The sequence below is a fragment of the Citrobacter sp. RHB35-C21 genome (genome assembly GCF_013816515.1).
Classification (GTDB): Bacteria; Pseudomonadota; Gammaproteobacteria; order Enterobacterales; family Enterobacteriaceae; genus Citrobacter; species Citrobacter braakii.
On record NZ_CP057147.1, the window covers coordinates 596,048 to 616,393 of the forward strand.

At 53.7% G+C, this 20,346-nt stretch carries 16 protein-coding genes; 7 read left to right on the forward strand and 9 right to left on the reverse strand.

Features of this window, described 5'->3' with window-relative positions:
* Positions 1-12: 12 nt before the first annotated feature.
* Entirely contained in the window at positions 13-513 is a 501-nt protein-coding gene (locus tag HVZ39_RS02930; protein WP_016154609.1) for a M48 family metallopeptidase, read from the reverse strand.
* An 83-nt stretch (positions 514-596) separates the two neighbouring features.
* Between HVZ39_RS02930 and rlmG the strand changes: the two genes are divergently transcribed.
* Positions 597-1,733 (forward strand): 23S rRNA (guanine(1835)-N(2))-methyltransferase RlmG, encoded by a 1,137-nt coding sequence (rlmG, locus tag HVZ39_RS02935; RefSeq protein WP_181633200.1) that lies wholly within the window; start codon positions 597-599, stop codon positions 1,731-1,733.
* Between the two features lie 56 nt (positions 1,734-1,789).
* Here rlmG and HVZ39_RS02940 read toward each other — a convergent pair whose 3' ends face one another.
* The 4 genes from HVZ39_RS02940 to HVZ39_RS02955 all read right to left on the reverse strand — a co-directional run bounded on the left by HVZ39_RS02940 (position 1,790) and on the right by HVZ39_RS02955 (position 7,474).
* On the reverse strand, positions 1,790-3,808 hold the full coding sequence (locus HVZ39_RS02940; protein WP_047499171.1) for an NADPH-dependent 2,4-dienoyl-CoA reductase: 2,019 nt from the start codon (positions 3,806-3,808) through the stop codon (positions 1,790-1,792).
* Between the two features lie 141 nt (positions 3,809-3,949).
* Positions 3,950-5,017, reverse strand: a complete 1,068-nt coding sequence (gene ugpC / locus HVZ39_RS02945; protein WP_049040409.1) for a sn-glycerol-3-phosphate ABC transporter ATP-binding protein UgpC — start codon at positions 5,015-5,017, stop codon at positions 3,950-3,952.
* The gene (locus tag HVZ39_RS02950; RefSeq protein WP_181633201.1) at positions 5,014-6,402 is read right to left on the reverse strand and encodes a phosphomannomutase CpsG; all 1,389 of its coding nucleotides are present in this window, start codon (positions 6,400-6,402) and stop codon (positions 5,014-5,016) included. Before HVZ39_RS02950 ends, ugpC begins: the two co-directional genes overlap by 4 nt.
* A 25-nt stretch (positions 6,403-6,427) precedes the next feature.
* On the reverse strand, positions 6,428-7,474 hold the full coding sequence (locus HVZ39_RS02955) for a LacI family DNA-binding transcriptional regulator (protein ID WP_181633202.1): 1,047 nt from the start codon (positions 7,472-7,474) through the stop codon (positions 6,428-6,430).
* 211 nt (positions 7,475-7,685) lie between these two features.
* Here HVZ39_RS02955 and HVZ39_RS02960 point away from each other — a divergent pair, with 211 nt between their 5' ends.
* The 5 genes from HVZ39_RS02960 to HVZ39_RS02980 are packed head-to-tail and all read left to right on the forward strand — an operon-like array spanning position 7,686 to position 13,313.
* Positions 7,686-8,972 (forward strand): ABC transporter substrate-binding protein, encoded by a 1,287-nt coding sequence (locus HVZ39_RS02960; RefSeq protein ID WP_181633203.1) that lies wholly within the window; start codon positions 7,686-7,688, stop codon positions 8,970-8,972.
* 9 nt (positions 8,973-8,981) lie between these two features.
* Complete coding sequence (locus HVZ39_RS02965; protein ID WP_181633204.1) at positions 8,982-9,848, forward strand: sugar ABC transporter permease; 867 nt, start codon at positions 8,982-8,984, stop codon at positions 9,846-9,848.
* Positions 9,849-10,676 (forward strand): carbohydrate ABC transporter permease, encoded by an 828-nt coding sequence (locus tag HVZ39_RS02970; RefSeq protein ID WP_016154601.1) that lies wholly within the window; start codon positions 9,849-9,851, stop codon positions 10,674-10,676.
* A gap of 11 nt (positions 10,677-10,687) precedes the next feature.
* Entirely contained in the window at positions 10,688-12,271 is a 1,584-nt protein-coding gene (locus HVZ39_RS02975; RefSeq protein WP_181633205.1) for an alpha-glucosidase, read from the forward strand.
* Positions 12,255-13,313 (forward strand): glycoside hydrolase family 130 protein, encoded by a 1,059-nt coding sequence (locus HVZ39_RS02980; RefSeq protein ID WP_181633206.1) that lies wholly within the window; start codon positions 12,255-12,257, stop codon positions 13,311-13,313. Before HVZ39_RS02975 ends, HVZ39_RS02980 begins: the two co-directional genes overlap by 17 nt.
* Before the next feature lie 210 nt (positions 13,314-13,523).
* Here the strand turns inward: HVZ39_RS02980 and HVZ39_RS02985 are convergent, their stop codons facing one another.
* From HVZ39_RS02985 to ebgR, 4 genes are all read right to left on the reverse strand, one after another.
* On the reverse strand, positions 13,524-14,957 hold the full coding sequence (locus HVZ39_RS02985) for an amino acid permease (RefSeq protein ID WP_181633207.1): 1,434 nt from the start codon (positions 14,955-14,957) through the stop codon (positions 13,524-13,526).
* Positions 14,958-15,022: 65 nt separating this feature from the next.
* A complete protein-coding gene (locus HVZ39_RS02990; RefSeq protein WP_016154597.1) occupies positions 15,023-15,472 on the reverse strand; it encodes a beta-galactosidase subunit beta in 450 nt (149 codons plus the stop codon).
* Entirely contained in the window at positions 15,469-18,561 is a 3,093-nt protein-coding gene (ebgA, locus tag HVZ39_RS02995) for a beta-galactosidase subunit alpha (RefSeq protein WP_181633208.1), read from the reverse strand. Before ebgA ends, HVZ39_RS02990 begins: the two co-directional genes overlap by 4 nt.
* A gap of 207 nt (positions 18,562-18,768) precedes the next feature.
* Positions 18,769-19,752, reverse strand: coding sequence for a transcriptional regulator EbgR (gene ebgR / locus HVZ39_RS03000; RefSeq protein ID WP_016154595.1), 984 nt, complete (start codon positions 19,750-19,752; stop codon positions 18,769-18,771).
* 209 nt (positions 19,753-19,961) lie between these two features.
* Here ebgR and HVZ39_RS03005 point away from each other — a divergent pair, with 209 nt between their 5' ends.
* Positions 19,962-20,294: a tRNA-binding protein gene (locus HVZ39_RS03005; RefSeq protein WP_016157522.1), complete on the forward strand. Its 333-nt coding sequence runs from the start codon at positions 19,962-19,964 to the stop codon at positions 20,292-20,294.
* Positions 20,295-20,346 lie beyond the last annotated feature (52 nt).

Genomic DNA, 20,346 nt, shown 5'->3' on the forward strand with positions numbered 1-20,346 from the left:
GCCAGTGCGCAACTACGCAGTTTGCTTTAACGATTGTTGCGTTAACCACAGGCGGGTATCGAACTCCAGTTGATGATACTGAGGCTCCATATGACAGCACAGCTGGTAAAAGGCTTTGTCGTGCTCTTTTTCTTTCAGATGCGCCAGTTCATGAACGACGATCATGCGTAAAAAAGGTTCAGGGGCATTGCGAAACACGGTGGCAACGCGAATCTCCGCTTTGGCTTTTAGCTTACCGCCCTGCACGCGAGATACGGCGGTATGCAGCCCCAGCGCATTCTTCAGAACGTGTATCTTGCTGTCATACATGACTTTATTCAGCGGCGGGGCATTACGCAGGAACTGATTTTTCAGATCCTGAGTATATTGCCAGAGCGCTTTGTCGGTCGCGAAATCATGCGTCCCCGGATAGCGCTTCTCCAGCACTGCGCCCAGACGCTGTTCAGCAATCAGCGTTCTCACCTGAGAAAGCAAATGTTCCGGGTAGCCCTGGAGATAAGTTAGTTGGTTCATCTTTGCCCATGCCAATCATAAAAAGTGTATACTCACGCACCCTTTTCAGGGATAAGCCGAAATTTTACCATTCAGGAGGGCCGATGAGCCACATAGACAACGGTTTCCGTTCGCTGTCACTTAAACGTTTCCCGGAAACGGATGACGTTAACCCGCTGCTGGCGTGGGAAGCGGCAGATGAATATCTGCTGCAACAGCTGGACGATACCGAGATTAGCGGCCCGGTGCTAATCCTGAATGATACCTTTGGCGCGCTGGGCTGTGCGCTGGCGCAACATTCGCCGTACAGCATTGGCGACTCCTATCTCAGCGAGCTTGCCACACGCGAGAACCTGCGTCATAACGATATTGCCGAGTCGAGCGTCAAATTCCTCGACAGCACCGCTGAATATCCGCAGGCGCCGGCCGTGGTGCTGATTAAGCTGCCAAAAACCATGGCGCTGCTGGAGCAGCAACTGCGCGCGCTGCGCGAAGTGGTAACGCCGCAAACGCGTATCATCGCCGGGGCAAAAGCGCGTGATGTGCATACTTCGACGCTGGAGCTGTTTGAAAAAGTTTTGGGTCCAACCACCACGACGCTGGCGTGGAAAAAAGCCCGTTTAATCAACTGTACGTTCAGCAAACCTGAGTTGGCCGCTGCCTCGCAAACGCTAAGCTGGAAGCTGGAAGGTACCGAATGGACTATCCATAACCACGCCAACGTCTTCTCCCGTACCGGACTGGATATCGGCGCGCGCTTTTTTATCGAGCATCTGCCGGAAAACCTCGAAGGGGAGATTGTTGACCTCGGCTGTGGTAACGGCGTCATCGGTATGACGCTGCTGGCGAAGAACCCGGAAGCCAGCGTGGTATTTGTTGATGAATCGCCGATGGCGGTGGCTTCAAGCCGCTTGAACGTGGAAAGTAACATGCCTGAAGCGCTGGATCGCTGTGAGTTTATGATCAACAACGCGCTGTCGGGCGTCGAACCGTTCCGCTTTAACGCCGTGCTGTGTAACCCACCGTTCCACCAGAAGCACGCGCTGACGGATAACATTGCCTGGGAGATGTTCCACCACGCTCGCCGCTGCCTGAAAATCAACGGTGAGCTGTACATTGTGGCTAACCGTCACCTTGACTACTTCCACAAGCTGAAGAAGATTTTCGGCAACTGCGTGACCATCGCCACCAATAATAAATTCGTGGTGCTAAAAGCGGTCAAAACCGGTCGCCGCCGCTAATCGTGTGTGCCGGATGGCGGCGTGACCGCCTTATCCGGCCTACGAAATACATACTGTTAAATTTCCAGCGCCAGCATCGTCCCTTGGGCAATAGCGCGTCGGGCATCCAGCTCCATCGCCACATCGCAGCCGCCGATCAGATGCACCGTTTTACCTGCTGCGTGGAGTGGATCAACCAGTTCACGGCGCGGCTCTTGTCCGGCGCAAATCACCACGTTATCCACGTTAAAGATCAACGGTTCGCCGTTCAACACGACGTGTAACCCATCATCATCAATTTTCTGATAGCTAACTGCCGGGATCATTTTCACGCCGCGTGAGAGCAGGGTGGCGCGATGGATCCAGCCCGTCGTTTTCCCTAAACCTTGTCCCGGTTTGCTGGCTTTGCGCTGCAACATCACTATCTGGCGCGGGCTGCGGGATAAGTGCGGACCTTCCAGACGTAAGCCGCCAGGCTGTTGCAGGCTGGTGTCGATCCCCCATTCCACGCAGAATTCCGCAATGTTTTGGCTGGTGGGCTCACCGGGCTGGCTCAAATACATGGCGGTATCAAAACCGATCCCGCCGCAGCCAACGATCGCCACGCGTTTGCCCACCGGCATTTTATCGCGCAGGACGTCGAGATAGCTCAGCACTTTAGGATGCGCGATCCCCTCGATCGGTGGCATACGTGGCTCGATCCCGCTGGCGAGGATCACTTCATCGAAGGGGTACAGATCGCGTGCGCTGACAAAGTGATTCAGCTTCAGCGACACGCCAGTCACATCGATCATCCGGCGGTAGTAGCGCAGGGTTTCATAAAATTCTTCTTTGCCGGGGATCTGCTTAGCGATATTAAACTGCCCGCCAATCTCGCTATGCGCGTCAAATAATGTCACGTGATGACCGCGTGCGGCGGCATTAATGGCGAAGGCGAGGCCTGCAGGACCTGCTCCGACAACCGCCAGATTTTTCGGCACAGTGGCGGCAACGATCGGCATTTTGGTCTCATGGCAGGCGCGCGGATTCACCAGGCAAGAGGTGACTTTGCCGACGAAAATCTGATCCAGGCAGGCCTGGTTACAGCCGATACAGGTATTGATCTCATCCGCTCGCCCGGTTTGCGCTTTTGACAGCAGTTCGGCATCGGCGAGGAACGGACGGGCCATCGACACCATATCGGCATCGCCACGGGCCAGAATGTCATCGGCGACTTGAGGATCGTTAATGCGGTTGGTGGTGACCAGTGGGATCGTCACATGCCCTTTCAGCTTACGTGTCACCCAACTAAACGCACCGCGCGGCACCGGGGTGGCAATAGTGGGAATACGCGCCTCATGCCAGCCAATACCGGTGTTAATAATGGTCGCCCCTGCGGCTTCTATCGCCTGCGCCAGCTGGACGGTTTCGTCGAAGGTTCCGCCGTTTTCCACCAGATCGAGCATCGACAGGCGGAAGATAATAATAAAGTCATTTCCGGCACGCTGGCGTACCGCGCGCACCACTTCCACGGCAAAACGCATGCGGTTGGCATACTCGCCGCCCCATTCGTCATTGCGCTGATTGGTGCGCAGAGTCAGGAATTCGTTGATGAGATAGCCTTCCGAGCCCATCACTTCGACGCCATCATAGCCCGCTTCCCGCGCCAGTTGAGCGCAGTGGGCAAAATCTTCAATCAACTGCAGCACCTCATCGTGCGTCAGCTCATGCGGCGTAAAGCGGTTGATTGGCGCCTGAATGGCAGAAGGTGCCACCAGATGCGGCTGGTAGCTGTAACGCCCGGTATGCAGGATTTGCAGGGCGATTTTGCCGCCTTCGTCATGCACGGCGTCGGTAATGACACGATGATGTGCAAGCTGGCTGGTGTCGTTCAGCATCGCGCCGCCTTCCATCCCCACGCCGGAAAGCGCAGGCGCAATACCTCCGCTCACAATTAACGCTACGCCGTGACGGGCGCGTTCGGCGTAGAACGCGGCCAGCCGTTCTGCACCGTCGGGATACTCCTCCAGCCCGGTATGCATTGAACCCATCAGCACGCGGTTTTTAAGCGTGGTGAAGCCTAAATCGAGCGGGGCGAACAGCGACGGATAGCTCATAAAGGTGTCCAGTATGTAAAATTATTGTTATGTGGTCGGATGAGTTAATAATTTAGCCGTCGCCGCGTAAAAGGGAAAAGGGGAATGCCGTGATTGTGATGGGATTCAAAAAATGCCCCTGCGGACGCAAGGGCAAGTGGGTCAGAATGCCAGTCGTTTACCCAGACCGTCAAAGAGGTGCAGGTGCGACTCTTGTACGGTGAGCGTAAGCGGTGTATCCGGCATGAAGCTAAGCTGTTGAAAAGACTTCAGGCACACGGGGTGGCCGGCCAAATCCAACCACACCAGCGTGGAGTCGCCCTGTAATTCACACAGCCGGGTACGACCTTGCAATGTGAAATCCCCGGTCTGCTGGTACTGCATATGCTCCGGGCGGATGGCGACAAACAGTTTGTCCCCGTCGCTAACGCCTGCGGGCTGACGGGTGAGGCGGAAGACGAGGTTATCGGCGATATGCAGCGCGCCTTCACGCCATACCGCTGGCAGAACATTGATTTTCGGCGTGCCGATAAACTCAGCGACAAACAGGTTTGCCGGGGTGTTATACAGCTCCAGCGGCGTGCCCACCTGCTCAATTTTTCCCTTGTAAAGCACCACGATGCGATCGGCCAGCGTCATCGCCTCCACCTGATCGTGCGTTACATAGATCATGGTGTTTTTCAGGGTGTTATGCAGCTGCTGGATCTCCTGGCGCATCCCGACCCGCAACGCGGCATCCAGGTTAGACAGCGGTTCATCAAACAGAAACAGTTCCGGTTGCTGGACAATAGAACGCCCGATCGCCACACGTTGGCGCTGCCCGCCGGAGAGATTCTGCGGCAGCCTGTCCAGCATCTCTTCCAGCTTCAGCATGCTGGCGGCGTGAGCGACCCGCTTATCAATCTCGGCGGCGGGCGTATTGATATTACGTAAACCGAATGACAGATTTTCCCTGACGGTCATATGCGGGTAGAGGGCGTAGGACTGAAACACCATCGACAGGTTGCGTTTGCCCGCCGCAAGCCTGGTGACCTCTTTTCCCCCCATCACCAGTTTACCGCCGTCGGGGATTTCCAGTCCGGCGATGATCCGCAGCAGCGTGGATTTCCCGCATCCGGAAGGGCCAACCAGCACAATGAACTCCCCGGAGGCGATCTCCAGCGACAGATTTTCAATGATGGTGTTCTTGCCCCAGGCTTTATGAATATTGCTCAGGCTTAGCGCGGTCATAACCTCTCCTTGTCAGAATCCCAGGCTGCAATCAGCGTTAAAAGTTCATCGGTTTTGCGCGCCAGCAGTGCCGTATCCGCGCGGGTTTCCACGTTCAGGCGCAGCAGCGGCTCGGTGTTGGACGCGCGTAAGTTGAAGCGCCAGTCAACGAAGTCGATGCTCAACCCATCGCAATCGTCACGCAGGCCGCCGGCTTGCAGATAGTGAGCGGCGATGGATTGCATGACCGATTGCGGATCGGCCACCGTCAGATTGATTTCGCCGGAAACCGGAAAGCGCACCTGGGCGTGTTCGATATACGCCGACAGCGGACGGCTGTCGCTGCCGATAATTTGCAGCAGCAATACCAGTGGGATCATCCCGCTGTCGCAATAGCCAAAATCGCGGAAGTAGTGGTGGCCGCTCATTTCTCCGCCGTAGACCGCGTCCTCTTCGCGCATTCGCGCTTTGATAAAGGCGTGCCCGGTTTTGCTGATGACCGGGATTCCGCTGCAGCGAGTTACAACGTCCAGCGTATTCCACGTCAGGCGCGGGTCCAGAATGATATGACTGCCTGCGGAGCGTTGCAGGAAGTGCTCGGCGAACAGGCCAACCAGGTAGTAGCTCTCAATAAAGCGGCCACACTCATCAAAGAAGAAGCAGCGATCGAAATCGCCGTCCCAGGCGATGCCGAAATCAGCCTGATTCTCGATAACCGCCTGCTGGGTGATGAGGCGGTTTTCCGTCAGCATCGGATTCGGCACGCCCGCCGGGAAATGACCGTCCGGCTGATGGTGCAGGCGAATAAACTCAATCTGAACCCCCGCACGGGCCAGCCCGTCGGCGATCGCGTCAAGCGCAGGCCCGACGGTGCCATGTCCGGCGTTGGTCACAATACGTAGCGGGCGAGTCGGCGGATGCTGAAGGAAGCGTAGCAGGCAGGCAATCCAGGCGGGGCGATTATCATAAGGGATGAGGCTGCCACGATGGACGATCGGAGCAAAGTCATTGCGCTCCGCCAGCGCTTTTATCTCCAGCAGGCCGTTGTCGTTACTGATCGGACGTGCCTCTTCACGCACCAGCTTCATCCCATTGTACTGCGCCGGGTTATGGCTGGCGGTAATCTGAATGCCGCCGTCGGCACGCAGTTCCCGGGTGGCGAAATAGATCTCTTCGGTGCCTGACAGACCAATGTCGATAACATCCACGCCGCTGGAAATCAGCCCGTTGGTCACGGCGGATTTTAACGATTCCGAGCTAAGGCGAATGTCGGCGCCGATCACTACCCGGCGCGGATGGCGCCAGGCGGCGTAAGCGCGACCGATGCGAAAGGCGATATCCGGCGTCAGGTTGACGCCAACCTCACCGCGAATGTCGTAGGCTTTAAAACAGGTTAGTTCATCCATAATCTACTCTTCTGTAATTAATGAGTCAGGCTGACTCCCGAATGATGAGCTGGTAAGGCAATTCATAGTGGGTCACCGGTCCTCTGGTGAGCAGCAATTTGACGGCCATTTCCCCTTTCTTTTCCGCATCTTGCGCGATGGTGGTCAGGCGTATTCCTGCCACCTCAACGGCGAGATTATCGAAACCGGTAACGGCAACCCGCTGCGGAACCGCCAGCTGCTGCCGTTGGCAGTAGTGGATCGCGCCGACGGCGAAGCGATCGGAAAGGCAGATAAGCGCAGTGATCTCCGGATGGGTTTCCAGTAACGCTTTGGCCGCCTGTTCGCCGTGTTCTTCATCGTGTCGGGTTTGATACAGCCAGCACGTATCAAGGGCGAAGCCGCGCTGCTGGAAAACCTCCCGGCAGGCATTCACGCGGGAGAGCATCAGCAGGTTGTCGCCGGTGACGGGGGCGGTCAGATCGCACATTCCCTGCGCGGAGGGCTGCGACGGAAAGGCGATGATGCCGAAATTTCGATGACCTTTATCGGCCAGATAGCGGGCAATATCGCGCATGGCGCAGGCGTTATCGATGGAGACGCTGCTATGGTCGGGAAACTGAAAATCGAGCGTGACCACCGGACGCCCATGAGCCAGCGCGTGCTGGATCATGGCCGCATTGTTATGCGTGGCGTTGAGAATATAGCCATCAACCAGGGTGTTGAGCGGCGTCTGTTGCCGCTTACGCAAAGGGATCAAGACCAGATTGACGTTTTGTTCTTCACACTGGACGGCGATCCCCCGCATCAGCGCAATGTCGTGGGGATCGATAAACACGTAACTCATAGAGTCGTTGAATATCACGCCGATGGTGTCAGATTTGCCGGTACGCAGCGCGCGCGCCAGCTTGTCCGGTCCCTGAAAGCCAAGCTCGCTGGCATATTGCAAAATTCGCTGGCGCAGCTCCGGAGATAATTTTTCCGGATTATTCCATGCGTTCGACACCGTGGTATGGGAAATACCCATAATCTTGGCCAATGATTTTATCGTAATACGTTTCTTATCTTTATTATCATTAACGTTTATTTTCATTTTTAATATATTTGTTGGGTTTATATATTGGCGTGAATTATTTATTTCTATCGTCCATTGCGTTGAACGTTGATGCAAAGTTTAACGTTAAACAAAAATCGTTTTGTGATTTGTTTAACATTAAACATAAAAAGGGGGTGTTAATTTACGCTCCATTCAATAGCAGGGTAGCGGTAAATCAATACTTATTGAAAGTAAATGGAGAGTTATCGTGAGAGTTGTAAAATTAGCTAAATTAACAGCCTGTGTACTATTCGCATTTTGTATTTCTGGCTGCGGTCCGGATGATAAAAAATCCGCAGAGACAGCAAAAACGCCAATTAAAATGTGGGTGGCACCAAACGAAAATGAAGAAGCCTTCTGGAATACTATGGTTAAAGAATGGAATAAAGACCCGGCGCATACCCCGGTCGAATTTACGCCCATTCCTGCCGCCAGCAGTTCTGAAGAGGCAATAATGAACGCGCTGGCTTCCGGCACGGAACCCGATATTTCCAGTAATATCTTTATCGGTTTTGCCAGCCAGTTGGTGGAAATTGGTCAGCTTGAAGACCTGTCTAAAATGAGTGGTTTTAATGAACTCGTTAATAACCGACAGATGGGCAAAATTATTCCTGCCTGGCAATTAAACGGCGAGCAACATGTTCTGCCAATCTATATTAATCCTATCGTCTGGTGGTGGCGGGGCGATTTACTCAAGCAGTATGGTTTTGACCATGTTCCGACCCGTTATGATGAGCTTTATCAGCTGGCAGAGCGCCGGGTGGCGGATAATAACGGCTATGTTATCCAGATGACCGCCGGGAAAAACTGGTGGGAACGCTGGTTCGATTTTATTCCGCTTTATTATGCGCAAAACGGCGGTAAACCTTACCTCGCGGGTCATCAGGCGACGTTTGCCGATCCTGCCGGACAGGCGGTACTGACCTTTATGGGGAAAGTCTTTAACAGCAAGTGGAGCAGCTACGACTTCACCGCCGCCGACGATCCGTTAGCGACTGGACAGGTGCTGGCGTCCGCGCGCGGTCCGTGGGATATCGCTCGCTATCACAAGCAGTATCCGGAGATCCTCAAAACGCTGCAAATTGGGCCGATGCTCACCGAGAAAGGCGACGCGCATCCGTATACGTTCGGCGACAGCAAAGGGGTGGTGATCTTCAGTTCCAGCAAGCGCAAAGCGCAGGCGTGGGCGTTTATTGAGTGGGTCTTTAACAACGCCGAGCACGACCGGAGCTGGCTGGAGCTGACCGGTATGCCGCCAGCACGCAGTGATTTAATGAGTAATCCGCTGTTTGTGAATTACTTTGAGAAAAACCCGCTGGAGAAGGCGATCGCATCTTACGTGGACGTCGCGCTGCCGCCAGCGGCCACTACGCAAACCACGGAGATTCAGCGCAGCATGACGCAGATGCTGGAGCAGGTCATTTTCAACCACGCCGATCCGGCAGCCACCCTCGATAAATCCGCGCAGGAAATTAACACGTTGCTGGCGAAATAAGGGGAAAAAATGGCTGGATATGAATCCCGCACCGGAGGCCTGTTGGCCTCCACGTGGATCGGTTATTCGTTGCTGTTCTGGTTTTATCCGCTGTGCTGGCTGGTCGTGCTCAGCGTGACGAACTGGCAATTTATTGGCATGCCGACGTTTAGCGGATTACAGAATATCATTGGTGTGTTTCATGACGCGTTATTCTGGCAGTCGATGTGGAACGTGTGCCGTTTTTTAATGTGGTATATCCCGATTGTCTTTCTTGCCTCGCTGCTGTTTGCCGCGGGATTACGAAAAATTAAGTATGGGAAAAGTTTTATTGCCCTGAGTTTTTTACTGGCGAATATCTCTTCGGGGGTGGCCTATTCCATCGTCTTTGCAAAACTGTTCAGCGAATACGGGCCGGTCAATCAATTTTTACAGGCCAGTTTCGGCATCTCTGTGCCCTGGTTTACCAACCCTGACTGCGCCATGTTATCCATTGCGTTAATTGTTACCTGGAAATTTGTCGGTTATTACGGGCTGATTCTCTATTCCGGGATGGTGGCGATCCCCGCGGATATTTACAGCGCGGCGCAGTTGGATAAAACCGGGAAGTTTAAGCAAAGTTGGGCGATTACCCTGCCGATGATGAACGCGCAAATCGTGATGGTGATGGTGCTGGCGATTACCGTGGCGTTCAGCATCTTTACCGAGCCGTATCTTATCACCGGCGGTGGACCGCTCAACAGCACCACCAGTCCGATGGTGGTGATGTATGAAGTGGCGTTCCAGAAAATGAAGCCAACCTGGGCGGCGACCATGTCGATTATCGTTGCGGCATGCAGTTTCCTCGCCATCTGGGTCTTCCGCAAAGTATTCGAAAAATATATCGAGATTGTGTGAATGAAGAAACTGACTCCTTTAACGCTGCTCATTCACGCCGTGATGTTTTTGCTGGCGCTCACCTGGCTGTATCCTTTTATCTGGATGGTGATCTCCTCGTTGAAACCGACGGCGCAAATCTATACGACCGGGCTGTTTTCCGGTCATCTGACGCTGGAGAATTACGCTTTTCTGTTCGATAACAGCAACCGGGCGGACAAACCTTTTTTGCGCACCCTGGTTAACTCGCTGTTCGTGTCGCTTACCATTACCGTCTGCGTCACGCTGACCTCAATGCTGGTGGGATATGCCGTCGCGAAAACCGAGTTTCGCGGCAAAAATGCGTTTCGCAACCTGTTGATTGTGCAGATGGTTTTCCCGGTCTTTATGTTCATCATTCCACAGTTTGTCCTGATGCGTGAACTGGGGCTGATCAACAGCTACGGGGCGATGATCCTGCCGTATGCGATGAGCGCCTGGGGCATTTTTATGGTTTCGCAGAGCTTTAAAGGCACGCCGAATGATTACCTGTACGCCGCAAGGCTCGATCACGCCAGCCTGTGGGGGATTTTGCGGCATGTGATGATGCCGCTGAATAAATCCATTCTGGCGATTGTCGCACTGTTCACCTTTTCCAGCTCATGGGACAACTTCCTCTGGCCGCTGATCGTGATGCGCGAAGTGGACAAAATGCCGTTTTCGGTGCTGCTCGCCACCTTCAGCAAATCCTACGGCATCTACCTGGGACCGGTGCTGGCGGGGTCGGTGGTGCAGATGCTGCCAATCGTTGTCCTGTTTATTCTGTTCAGAAAATACTTCCTCGAAGGCATGTCGTTATCACTGAAATAAGGAACGTGACGGTGAAAAAGCAACCGTGGTGGCAGGCGTGTACCTGCTATCAAATTTATCTGCCTTCGTTTTGCGACGGCAATAACGACGGGCTGGGCGATTTTCCGGGCCTGATTTCCCGGCTGGATTATTTGCAGGCGCTGGGCATCGGCGCGGTGTGGATCACGCCGTTTTATCCCTCTCCGCTGGTGGATAACGGCTACGATATCAGCGATTACTGCGCCGTTGACGCCCGTTTCGGCACTCTCGACGATTTTCGCCGGGTGGTTGACGGCTGTCACGCCAGAGGCATTCGGGTGATTATCGATCTGGTGGTCAATCACGTCTCCTCAGAACATCCCTGGTTTTGCGATGCGTGGAATAATCCGGGCAGCCGCTATCGTGATTATTTCCTTTTTCGCCGCCAGCCGAATAACTGGCGTTCTTTCTTTTCCGGCAGCGCGTGGACCGCTGAGCCAGACACCGGCGAGTTTTATTACCATAAATTCGCGCCCGGCCAGGTGGATCTCAACTGGGCCAACCCCGCGGTGGAACAGGAAATTTATCGGGTGGTGGATTTCTGGGTTACGCAGGGGGTGGACGGCTTTCGTTTTGACGTCATCAACTTTCTTACTACCGACGGCATTGGGCCTGATAACCCGGAAGAGAACGGTGAGCAGCGCCATGAATTTGACATCAATCAGCCGCGACTCCCGGAGACGCTGCAACGGCTGTGTGCCCATGTTCGGGCGCAGGGTGACTATTTCCTGATTGGCGAAATCGGCAGCGAAGACCCTGACGTGCTCAGCCGCTATCAAAGCCCGCAGCTGATGGACGTGGTGTTTAATTTCAATATCGGCAGCCAGAAAACCTTTGATGTTTTCCGTCTTTTCAGCCAGTTAAAAACCACGCTGGCTGCGCAGTCGGGTTTACCAACGCTGTTTTTCTCCAGCCATGACATGTCGCGGATGATCAGCCGCTTTGGCGAAAACGAGCGCGATACCGGGCGGGCGCTGGCGGTGCTGGCGCTCCAGCTAACGGTGAGCGGCGTGCCGTTTATCTTCCAGGGCGAAGAGCTGGGGGTGACCGACTACCGTCCGCAAACGGCAGAGCAGCTTTTTGATATTCAGGGAAAAACCCATTACCGCACCGCCCTTGCCGCAGGCAGCAGCCCACAGCAGGCGCTGGCGCTGGCTATTGAACATTCGCGGGATGGTTCGCGCGCGCCGCTGCCCTGGCGCGACGCCCCCTTTGGCGGATTTTCCACCGTCGCGCCGTGGATGCCCGTCGGCGGCGATATCGCCCTGATTAACGCGGAGCGCCAGCAACAGGATGAGACATCGTTCTGGCATCAGTACCGGCGGCTGATCGCCCTGCGCCGCCGCGTTGCGGCGCTGCATCAGGGACAGCAGGACTCGCTCGACCTCACTGACGAATGCGTCTGGTTTACCCGTTCGACGGCGGCGGAGCAGGTCTGGATCGCCATCAACTTTGGTGCGCCTGTTCGCAATCCGTGGCAGGAGATTGAGGCTGAAGTGCTGTACGGAGAGGACGCGCAATGGATTGGCAAGAATCAATGTTTGATCAAAAGGAGAGTACATGGACAGGCACAGTAAAAACCCGTTGATTACCCCGGCGGACGTGACGCCTTCACTGCCCGGCAGGAAGGTCGATTGTGTTTTCAATGCTGGCGTAACGGAGTGTGACGGGGAGATCGTTTTGCTGCTGCGGGTGGCGGAAAGCGTGATCAATTCCGACCCGCAGCAGCGTGTCGTACCGCTGTTGGAAAAAACCGATGCGGGCTGGGTACAGGCCACCGCAAGTTTCGATCGTCGCGATGAACGCTATGATTTCAGCGATCCGCGGGTGATCGTGCTGAAAAGCGATCCGGCGCGGGTGTGGCTGACCTCCATGTCGCATCTGCGTCTGGCGCGCAGTCGCGACGGGGTGAACTTCCGGATTGACAGCCAGCCGTTTATCATCGCCGATACGCAATATGAAGAGTTCGGCTGCGAAGATGCGCGGATCACCCGCATCGATGATATCGCGTACATCAACTACTCGGCGGTGTCGTCGCTGGGGATCTCTACCGCGTTGGCGGTGACCAAAGATTTTGTCACGGTGGAGAAAAAAGGGTTGATCCTCTGCCCGGACAACCGCGACGTCTGCTTTTTCCCGGAAAAGATCGCCGGTAAATATCACGCCCTGACCCGTCCGGCCCCGTGCCACTTCGGTCATCCGGAAATCTGGATCTGCGAGTCGCCGGATATGCTGCACTGGGGCAACCATCGCCACCTGCTGGGACGGTCCGGCGATGCCTGGGACTGCCGTAAATCAGGCGGCGGCGCACCGGTATTAAAAACCGATCGCGGCTGGCTGGAGATCTACCACGGTGTGGATGCCGATCAGCGCTACTGCCTCGGCGCGCTGCTGCTGGATCTCAACGATCCGACCCGCATTCTGGCGAAATCACCGGTGCCGCTGCTGGAGCCAGATGCGCCCTACGAGCGCGAAGGCTTCTTCGGCAACGTGGTGTTCACCTGTGGGGCGCTGATCCGCGATGAGACGCTGCACGTCTGGTATGGCGCCGCCGATGAGTGTGTGGCGCTGGCGACAATGCCGCTGGACAAACTGTGGCGGCATCTGGGGGTTAAATAAATGCCGCAGAGCGTCCTGGGTTGCTAAACCTCCTTCTGGCAGGGGGGCGATTCACACGTTGCGGCCGCTGGTGGACGAATCTTTGCTGCAAATAATGAAAATACACAACAGACTTGCAGGGCAATAAATGCCCTGCAAGTCTGTATATTTAATGTCACATTGTATTTCAGGTGCGCAAGAAAACAGACAGCTCTAATCGTTATTAATTTTTTAATTAATATCTGACGCGGGGGCCGCCTCAATAGCTTTTTCTTCTTTGGTTAGCCCTTTGATGTATTTACTGTATTTCCACCAGGCAAAACCGAGGAAAATAACAATCCCCCCGACGTTATAGAAAATAATGGTCATGATGTTACCACCGGTCGGGAAGGTCGAGGCAATAAACCCGATGGTGAAGAGGACAATCAGCATCGATACCACAATAATGCCGGTTTTTTGCGAACCCATACGGAAGTCGCGCGGTAAGTGGTCCAGTTTTGCGCGCAGATTCAGGTAAGCCAGCATAATAAACAGCGGCGGCAGCATTGATGCGGCGGCGGTCATGTTGATGATGGTGTTCATTAAATCCTGCACGGTATTGGAGCCGAGCGTTGGGATAATCATCAGCGGGATAACAATCAGGAACTGAATCCAGGCTGCGCGGGCCGGAACGCCATTTTCATTCAGTTCGACGGTTTTTTTACCGAAAATACCCGCCGGAATTTCAGAGAAGAAAATTTTCACCGGCGTTGCGGTCCACATCAGCAGAGAGCCGAACATTGCGGTAAAGGAGACCAGGCCGACAAAGCGGTTAACGATCAGTTCCGGCAGGCCAAAGTATGTCGCCAGGCCGTGGAATACCTGTACCGAACCACCGGTAAATTTCAGCTCTTTGCTGCTCACGAAGACGTTGATCAGTACCGAGGAGATGGAATAGAGCACGCCGATAAAAATCCCGGCAATGATAATGACCTTCACGAACGATTTTGACCCGCCCTTGACGTCGTTGACGTACACTGCCACCGACTCCGCACCGCCTGCCGCCATAAAGATCCAGGTGGTGATACCGAGGAAGGCCCAGTTAAAATTCGGGATCATTGCGTCTACGGTGATAGGGTCAGCAGGCTGTACGCCGCCAACCAGCGCAGTACCCGCCAGCAGGATGTAGGACAGGGTCAGTAGCAGCATCAATGTGGAGGTGACCGAAGTAATTGGTCCTAACATTTTTGCGCCGTTGGTCGAAACCCAGGTGGAGAAGGCAAACAGCACCATACTTAATACAGTGGTTGCGAACGGCGTCAGAATGTATTCGTAGCCTAAAAAAGCATATGAGGCGTAGGCGATAACACGGGGTAACAGCGAGGTAAAAAAGAACAGGTTAACGAACCAATAGGTGTAGGCGGTAATAAATGCCCAACGTCCGCCCAGCGAACTTTTCACCCATGCATAGACACCGGCTTCGGAGTTTTTATTCAGCGAAACAAATTCAGCGATGATTAAGCAGAACGGAATAAAGTAGAAGATCGTCGCGAGGAAAAACATCGGTGCGGATGCCAGACCAAGCTCAATATTATTGTTGATAACGTTATTAAAACTATAAACCGCGGCAAAGGTGAGTGAAAGTAAGCCGAACTTGCCGATGGTATTACGTTTGGTATCAGACATAGCACATCTCCGATTCCTGATTATTATAGGGTACTGGCGGCGCAACGTCGGCGCCGCCTGTGTTTTTATTTATTATGAAAATAACCATCTTCGATGGTGACTTTGAGTACGACTTTCTTCACTGCGTTATTACAAATAAAACGATAGGCTTCATGGTTGTCACAAATAACCATTTGTCCTTCGCGCACTTCTACGGTTTTTCCACAGCCTTTCAGATATTCGCGATCGGTTTCATCGCGATAATATTCAACCACCTGGAGATCCTCTTTGGCGGCATACTCTATTTTTTGCTGTCCTTGCAGGTAGTAATGGATCTCAAAATAACGACGATGACCGGTAAACAGCGCATCGGTTGCGGAGTCTGTCTCCACGCGATAGCTCAGGGAATCACCGATAGAGTGGGCGACGCCTGGTTGAATATTATCAATATTTTCAATCGCTTCGACGCAGCGCTGCCACTTCTTCCCGGATGCGTAAATTTGTTGGAACTGCGCTAAGTTGTCGATGATCCTCATTTTGTATTCTCACTGTGCAAATTCGTGGAAAAGAACCCGGTACCAAAGACGCGGCTGGCGGCGGTTTGAGCGCTAGATTCGCTACCGGAAACCGGCAACAACGTGAAGCCGTAGCTGAACGAACGGAACCAGACGCGCCAGGAATCAAGCACCTCGCTTCCCCAGGAGTTGGAGCCTAAGCCCAGCACCTGGTGGTCCAGATTCAGGGTGATGTCATCGCTGCGCTGCAGCGCATTACAGTGCTGTGCGGCAAAGATATTTTCTGGCGTATAGCGCCAGGCGCTCAGGTTGACAGGGCGCTGCGGAACCACCAGCAGACCGTTGCCGTGGCGGTTGGTTAGCGTTGCCCAGCGCACGTCCTGACGATTGCCGTTGTTTTGCGGGAACGGATAGTTTTCGAACATTTCATCCACGCTGCTGCGCCAGATATCGATGATGTTGGCCTGCTGGCTATCGGCATAGTTTTCACCGGGACCACGTCCGTAATACGCCACCTTCCCCAAATCGCCGTTGATGCCCATCGTGAAGCCGATGCACGGAATAATGTCCCGGTACTCGCCGTAAGGCTGGCCGGAAAGCTCCACGTTCAACTGACCGTCTGCGGCAATCCGCCAGCGGTAGGTACAGCGCATACCGAAATCAAATACCGGCGGGGCGATAATCGTCTGGCTGGTTATCAACAGCGCGTCATCGGTTTGCTCAATGGCAAAATCGCGCAGATGCTCCTGCATAATCTGTAAATGATTTGGTTGCCAAAGGCCTTCGAACTCTTGTTTGTGGTTATCAATGGTTGGTTTGAAGAAATTAATCTTCGGCTCGCGGGTAATCAGCTCCTCACCGTTAACGGTCCAGCTAATGGGCTTACCGTTCAGTTTTGAGAAGGTCAGAAGGAAGTTATAACCGCGTATGGTGCAGCTCTGGGGGCTGTCTTCCAGCGTCAGAGGGGTAGCGTTTTTCAGGCTAAACGGTACGGCAGCCGCCGTTCTGGCCTTCAGCGGGAACTGATAAGTCGCGATGTGGTGCCCGGCTTCGCTGTATGCCGTACGGGAATCTTTCGTCACGATGACGTTGAGGAACGCTTCGCGCGCATCCAGCTCCGGCAGTGTGCATTGCACGAGGGTATCGCTGTTAGGAGGGACGTCGCGCAGTTTTATCTGCTGAGCAGAAAGCGTATCTCCCTCGGCGCGAACCTCAATATGCAAGGTGTAGTCGTCAAGCGTGGTAAACCACAGTTTGTTTTCTACCCGTAGCTCGCCGCGAGCCAGATCCTGTGCGCGTACTTTTACTGGCGCAATCACCTGCTTGTATTCCTGCAGACCCGGCCCCGGGGTTTGATCGGAATAAATCAGGCCATCAAGGCAGAAGTTGTAGTTGTTCGGATAGTCGCCGTAGTCGCCGCCATATTTGTACCAGACGTTGCCGTCGTCATCTTTGGCCTGAATCCCGTGATCGCACCACTCCCAGACATAGTGTCCCTGAATGCAGTCATGCTGATAAAAGACGTTCTGATATTCCGTCAGCCCGCCGGGACCGTTGCCCATGGCGTGAGCATATTCGCAGATGATGCGCGGCTTAGGATGTGGATATTCGCCAAACTCATTCATCAGCGGCACACGGGTGTACATGGTGGAGATGATATCCACCACTTCGGCGTCACGATCTTCTTCGTAATGGATCAGACGCGTGTCATCCAGCGCTTTCGCGGCGTGATACATGGCGCGGATGTTACAGCCGTATCCGGATTCGTTGCCGAGCGACCAGATGACGATCGACGGGTGGTTTTTTTGTGCATGGATGTGGCGCACGATGCGCTCAACGTAGACGTTTTCCCACAGCGGATCGTCGGTTATCCGGCTGATATCGCCGATATTGGCGAAGCCGTGAGATTCAACGTCGGTTTCGGCCATCACGAACAGACCGTAGATATCGCACAATTCATAGAAGCGCGGATCGTTCGGGTAATGGGCGGTACGCACGGAGTTGATGTTGTGCTGCTTCATTAACAGCAGATCTTTTTCAACGCGATCCATGCCAACCGCACGGCCTTTAAGATGATCGTTATCGTGACGGTTAACGCCATGCAGCATCACGTAGCGGTTATTGATGTAAAACAGACCGTCGCGAACTTTGATATCGCGGAATCCGACCCGCTGTGGCACGACCTCAAGGAGATTGCCGTTGGCATCTTTCAGCGTCATCACCAGATGATAAAGATACGGCGATTCCGCTGACCACTGCTGCGGCGCGCTAACCTTGAAATTAAAAGCGGTGCGGGTGTGTTGATCCACTGTCAGATTGTTAATCACGCCGCTATGCAGCGCCTGCTCACCGTCAAACAAGGTGTATTCGAGCGACGCCATCGCTGGCGTGGAAGCCAGGTTTTCCAGCGCAATGTCGCAGGTGAGGGTGGCGTCGCGATAGTCATCATCGAACTCGGTGCGAACGGTAAAATCCTGAATATGGGTCGCCTGTTTGCCTACCAGATAGACATCGCGGAAAATTCCCGCCGACCACCACATGTCCTGGTCTTCAACGTAAGTGGAATCAGCCCATTGCATTACGCGAACGCACAGCAGGTTGTCACCGGTCTTCACCACCGCGCTGATATCAAATTCAGCCGTCAGGCGGCTGCCTTTGCTGAAACCGACGTACTGACCATTCACGTAAACTTCGAAGTAGGTTTCTACGCCATCAAATTTAATCAGCGTTTGTTTGCCCTGCCAGCCTTCGCTGAGGGAGAAAATGCGCTGGTAGGCTCCGGTGGGGTTATTGGTCGGAACGTAGGGGACATCAATCGGGAAAGGAAAACCTTCGTCGGTATACTGCAGTTTGCCGTGTCCTTCCATCTGCCACATGCCTGGGACGGTGATGCTGCCCCAGTCATTCATCAACTGCGACGTAAAGATTTCCGGCACCTGCAGCGGATGCTCAAAGAACTGAAAATTCCACTGACCGCTTAGCAACTGAAAGAGGCTGCTGGTTTCGCGGGCAAACGAGCGAGCCTGCGCAACGGAGTCATAAGAGAAAAAATATGCGCGTGGCGCCAGTCGATTTTCGTGGGTGAGCTGAATGTTTTCCCAGCGATTCATAAGGCCTCCCGGTGGAGAAAAATCGGAACCATTCATTGTAATGGTGAGTAAGTGTAATTGATGGTGATTTTAGTAAAATTTTTACTAAAATATAGCGAGTGAGGTGATTTACTTTAACTGGATCACGAAAATAATGGGGGCGCAGAAAATAATGCATGACAATGCGCGCCCGGCATCTGAAGAAACCGGGCGTGTTTACTGGGGATTTTAGCGGGTGGTGCCGCGCAGTTTCAGCTTGCTGGGAACAAAAACCAGCAGAGGAAGCGCACGCCCGTCGCGGGCTTTCTCAAACAGCAGGTTGACGCCCTGACTGCCCATCATTTCTGAATGGATGCGAACGGTGGAAAGCGGAGGAAAGGTGAAGCGCGCTGTCGGGATATCATTAACGCTAATCAGCGAAATGTCCTGCGGAATGTTCAGGCCACGCTCGTGAATGGCGCGCAGAACGCCAATAGCAATCGAGTCTGAAGCCACAAACAGGGCACCGGGATAGTCGGCTTTCGCCAGCATTTTTTTGGCCAGTTCATACCCTGATGAACTGGAGAAACCGCCGCGATAGATGTCCTGTTCAGAAACGACCTGCTGCAGACGACCGTATTCGACAAACGCGGCTTCACGGATATCTGCCTTGCCGGGTTCGTCTTCACCGCCGATGAAGCCAATGCGAGTGACGCCCTGGGCGATGAAGTAGTCGATACTCTCTTTACTGATGCGGGCCAGATCGATATCGACGGCGTCATATTCGCTGCCGGGTTCATGGAAATCGATAAAGCAGATGTTGTCGGTAAGCGCTGTTGCCGCATTACGCAAAGTCGGAGAAGGCTTGCCGACAATAAGAATGCCGGTAATGTTTTTGCTCTCCGGCAGCCCACTGTGCTCATAGCAGTTGGTCAGTTCGATCCCCAGCTTCTCACACTGGGTTTCTATTCCGTGACGGATCGCGAGATAGTAAGGATCGTTGATTTCCAAATCCTGCTGGTAGCTGTAGAGCGCCAGAATATGCTGGGGGCCGAGCGCGCTGGTCTGGTTTTTACGAGCACTGCTGGTTTTGTACTCCAGTTTTTCCGCGATCTCCAGAATGCGATGCTTGGTCTCTTCTTTTACATTCAGCGTGGGGTCATCGTTTAAAACCCGGGACACTGTCGCCAGGGACACGCCAGCTTCGATTGCGATGTCTTTAAGTGTTGCCATGTTTGCCTTTTCCCTGAGTTACCTGCGCATTGTAAATGAAGTGCTTATCTATTCATCTGTTTTCAGTAAAAAAAGTACGTTTAATTGACATGCCTGGGGTAAAACTGGGCTTTCAGAGTGTGATGACTACGTCATTTTCCCGCTTTTGAGAACCATGCCAAGAAAATATTTTGCTAGTATTTAGTAAAATTTTACCAAAGGAGAACACAATGGATACCGTCGCATTTGCTGATTTTGCCCGAATGGAAATACGTGTTGGAAAAATCGCACAGGTAAAGCGCCATGACAATGCTGATAAGCTGTATATCGTGCAGGTGGATGTGGGAGAGCGTACGCTGCAAACCGTGACCAGCCTGGTGCCTTATTACAGCGAAGAGGAATTGATGGGGAAAACGGTGGTGGTGCTGTGTAATCTGCAAAAGGCCAAAATGCGCGGGGAAACGTCAGAATGCATGTTGCTCTGCGCTGAGACGGACGATGGCAGCGAAAGCGTGCTGCTGACGCCAGAACGCCTTATGCCTGCGGGTGTGCGGATTGTTTAAGTTGTGCTAATTGCCGGATGGCGGCTACGCTTTTATCCGACCTACATTTGAT

What these genes read in the sequence shown, in the direction of transcription:
- ugpC (WP_049040409.1), bottom strand. Translation starts at nt 5,017, where the DNA reads ATGACCGCGCTAAGCCTGAGCAATATTCATAAAGCCTGGGGCAAGAAC.
- rlmG (WP_181633200.1), top strand. Translation starts at nt 597, where the DNA reads ATGAGCCACATAGACAACGGTTTCCGTTCGCTGTCACTTAAACGTTTC.
- HVZ39_RS02990 (WP_016154597.1), bottom strand. Translation starts at nt 15,472, where the DNA reads ATGAGGATCATCGACAACTTAGCGCAGTTCCAACAAATTTACGCATCC.
- HVZ39_RS02965 (WP_181633204.1), top strand. Translation starts at nt 8,982, where the DNA reads ATGGCTGGATATGAATCCCGCACCGGAGGCCTGTTGGCCTCCACGTGG.
- HVZ39_RS02985 (WP_181633207.1), bottom strand. Translation starts at nt 14,957, where the DNA reads ATGTCTGATACCAAACGTAATACCATCGGCAAGTTCGGCTTACTTTCA.
- HVZ39_RS02970 (WP_016154601.1), top strand. Translation starts at nt 9,849, where the DNA reads ATGAAGAAACTGACTCCTTTAACGCTGCTCATTCACGCCGTGATGTTT.
- HVZ39_RS02930 (WP_016154609.1), bottom strand. Translation starts at nt 513, where the DNA reads ATGAACCAACTAACTTATCTCCAGGGCTACCCGGAACATTTGCTTTCT.
- HVZ39_RS02950 (WP_181633201.1), bottom strand. Translation starts at nt 6,402, where the DNA reads ATGGATGAACTAACCTGTTTTAAAGCCTACGACATTCGCGGTGAGGTT.
- ebgR (WP_016154595.1), bottom strand. Translation starts at nt 19,752, where the DNA reads ATGGCAACACTTAAAGACATCGCAATCGAAGCTGGCGTGTCCCTGGCG.
- HVZ39_RS02955 (WP_181633202.1), bottom strand. Translation starts at nt 7,474, where the DNA reads ATGAAAATAAACGTTAATGATAATAAAGATAAGAAACGTATTACGATA.
- HVZ39_RS03005 (WP_016157522.1), top strand. Translation starts at nt 19,962, where the DNA reads ATGGATACCGTCGCATTTGCTGATTTTGCCCGAATGGAAATACGTGTT.
- HVZ39_RS02940 (WP_047499171.1), bottom strand. Translation starts at nt 3,808, where the DNA reads ATGAGCTATCCGTCGCTGTTCGCCCCGCTCGATTTAGGCTTCACCACG.
- ebgA (WP_181633208.1), bottom strand. Translation starts at nt 18,561, where the DNA reads ATGAATCGCTGGGAAAACATTCAGCTCACCCACGAAAATCGACTGGCG.
- HVZ39_RS02980 (WP_181633206.1), top strand. Translation starts at nt 12,255, where the DNA reads ATGGACAGGCACAGTAAAAACCCGTTGATTACCCCGGCGGACGTGACG.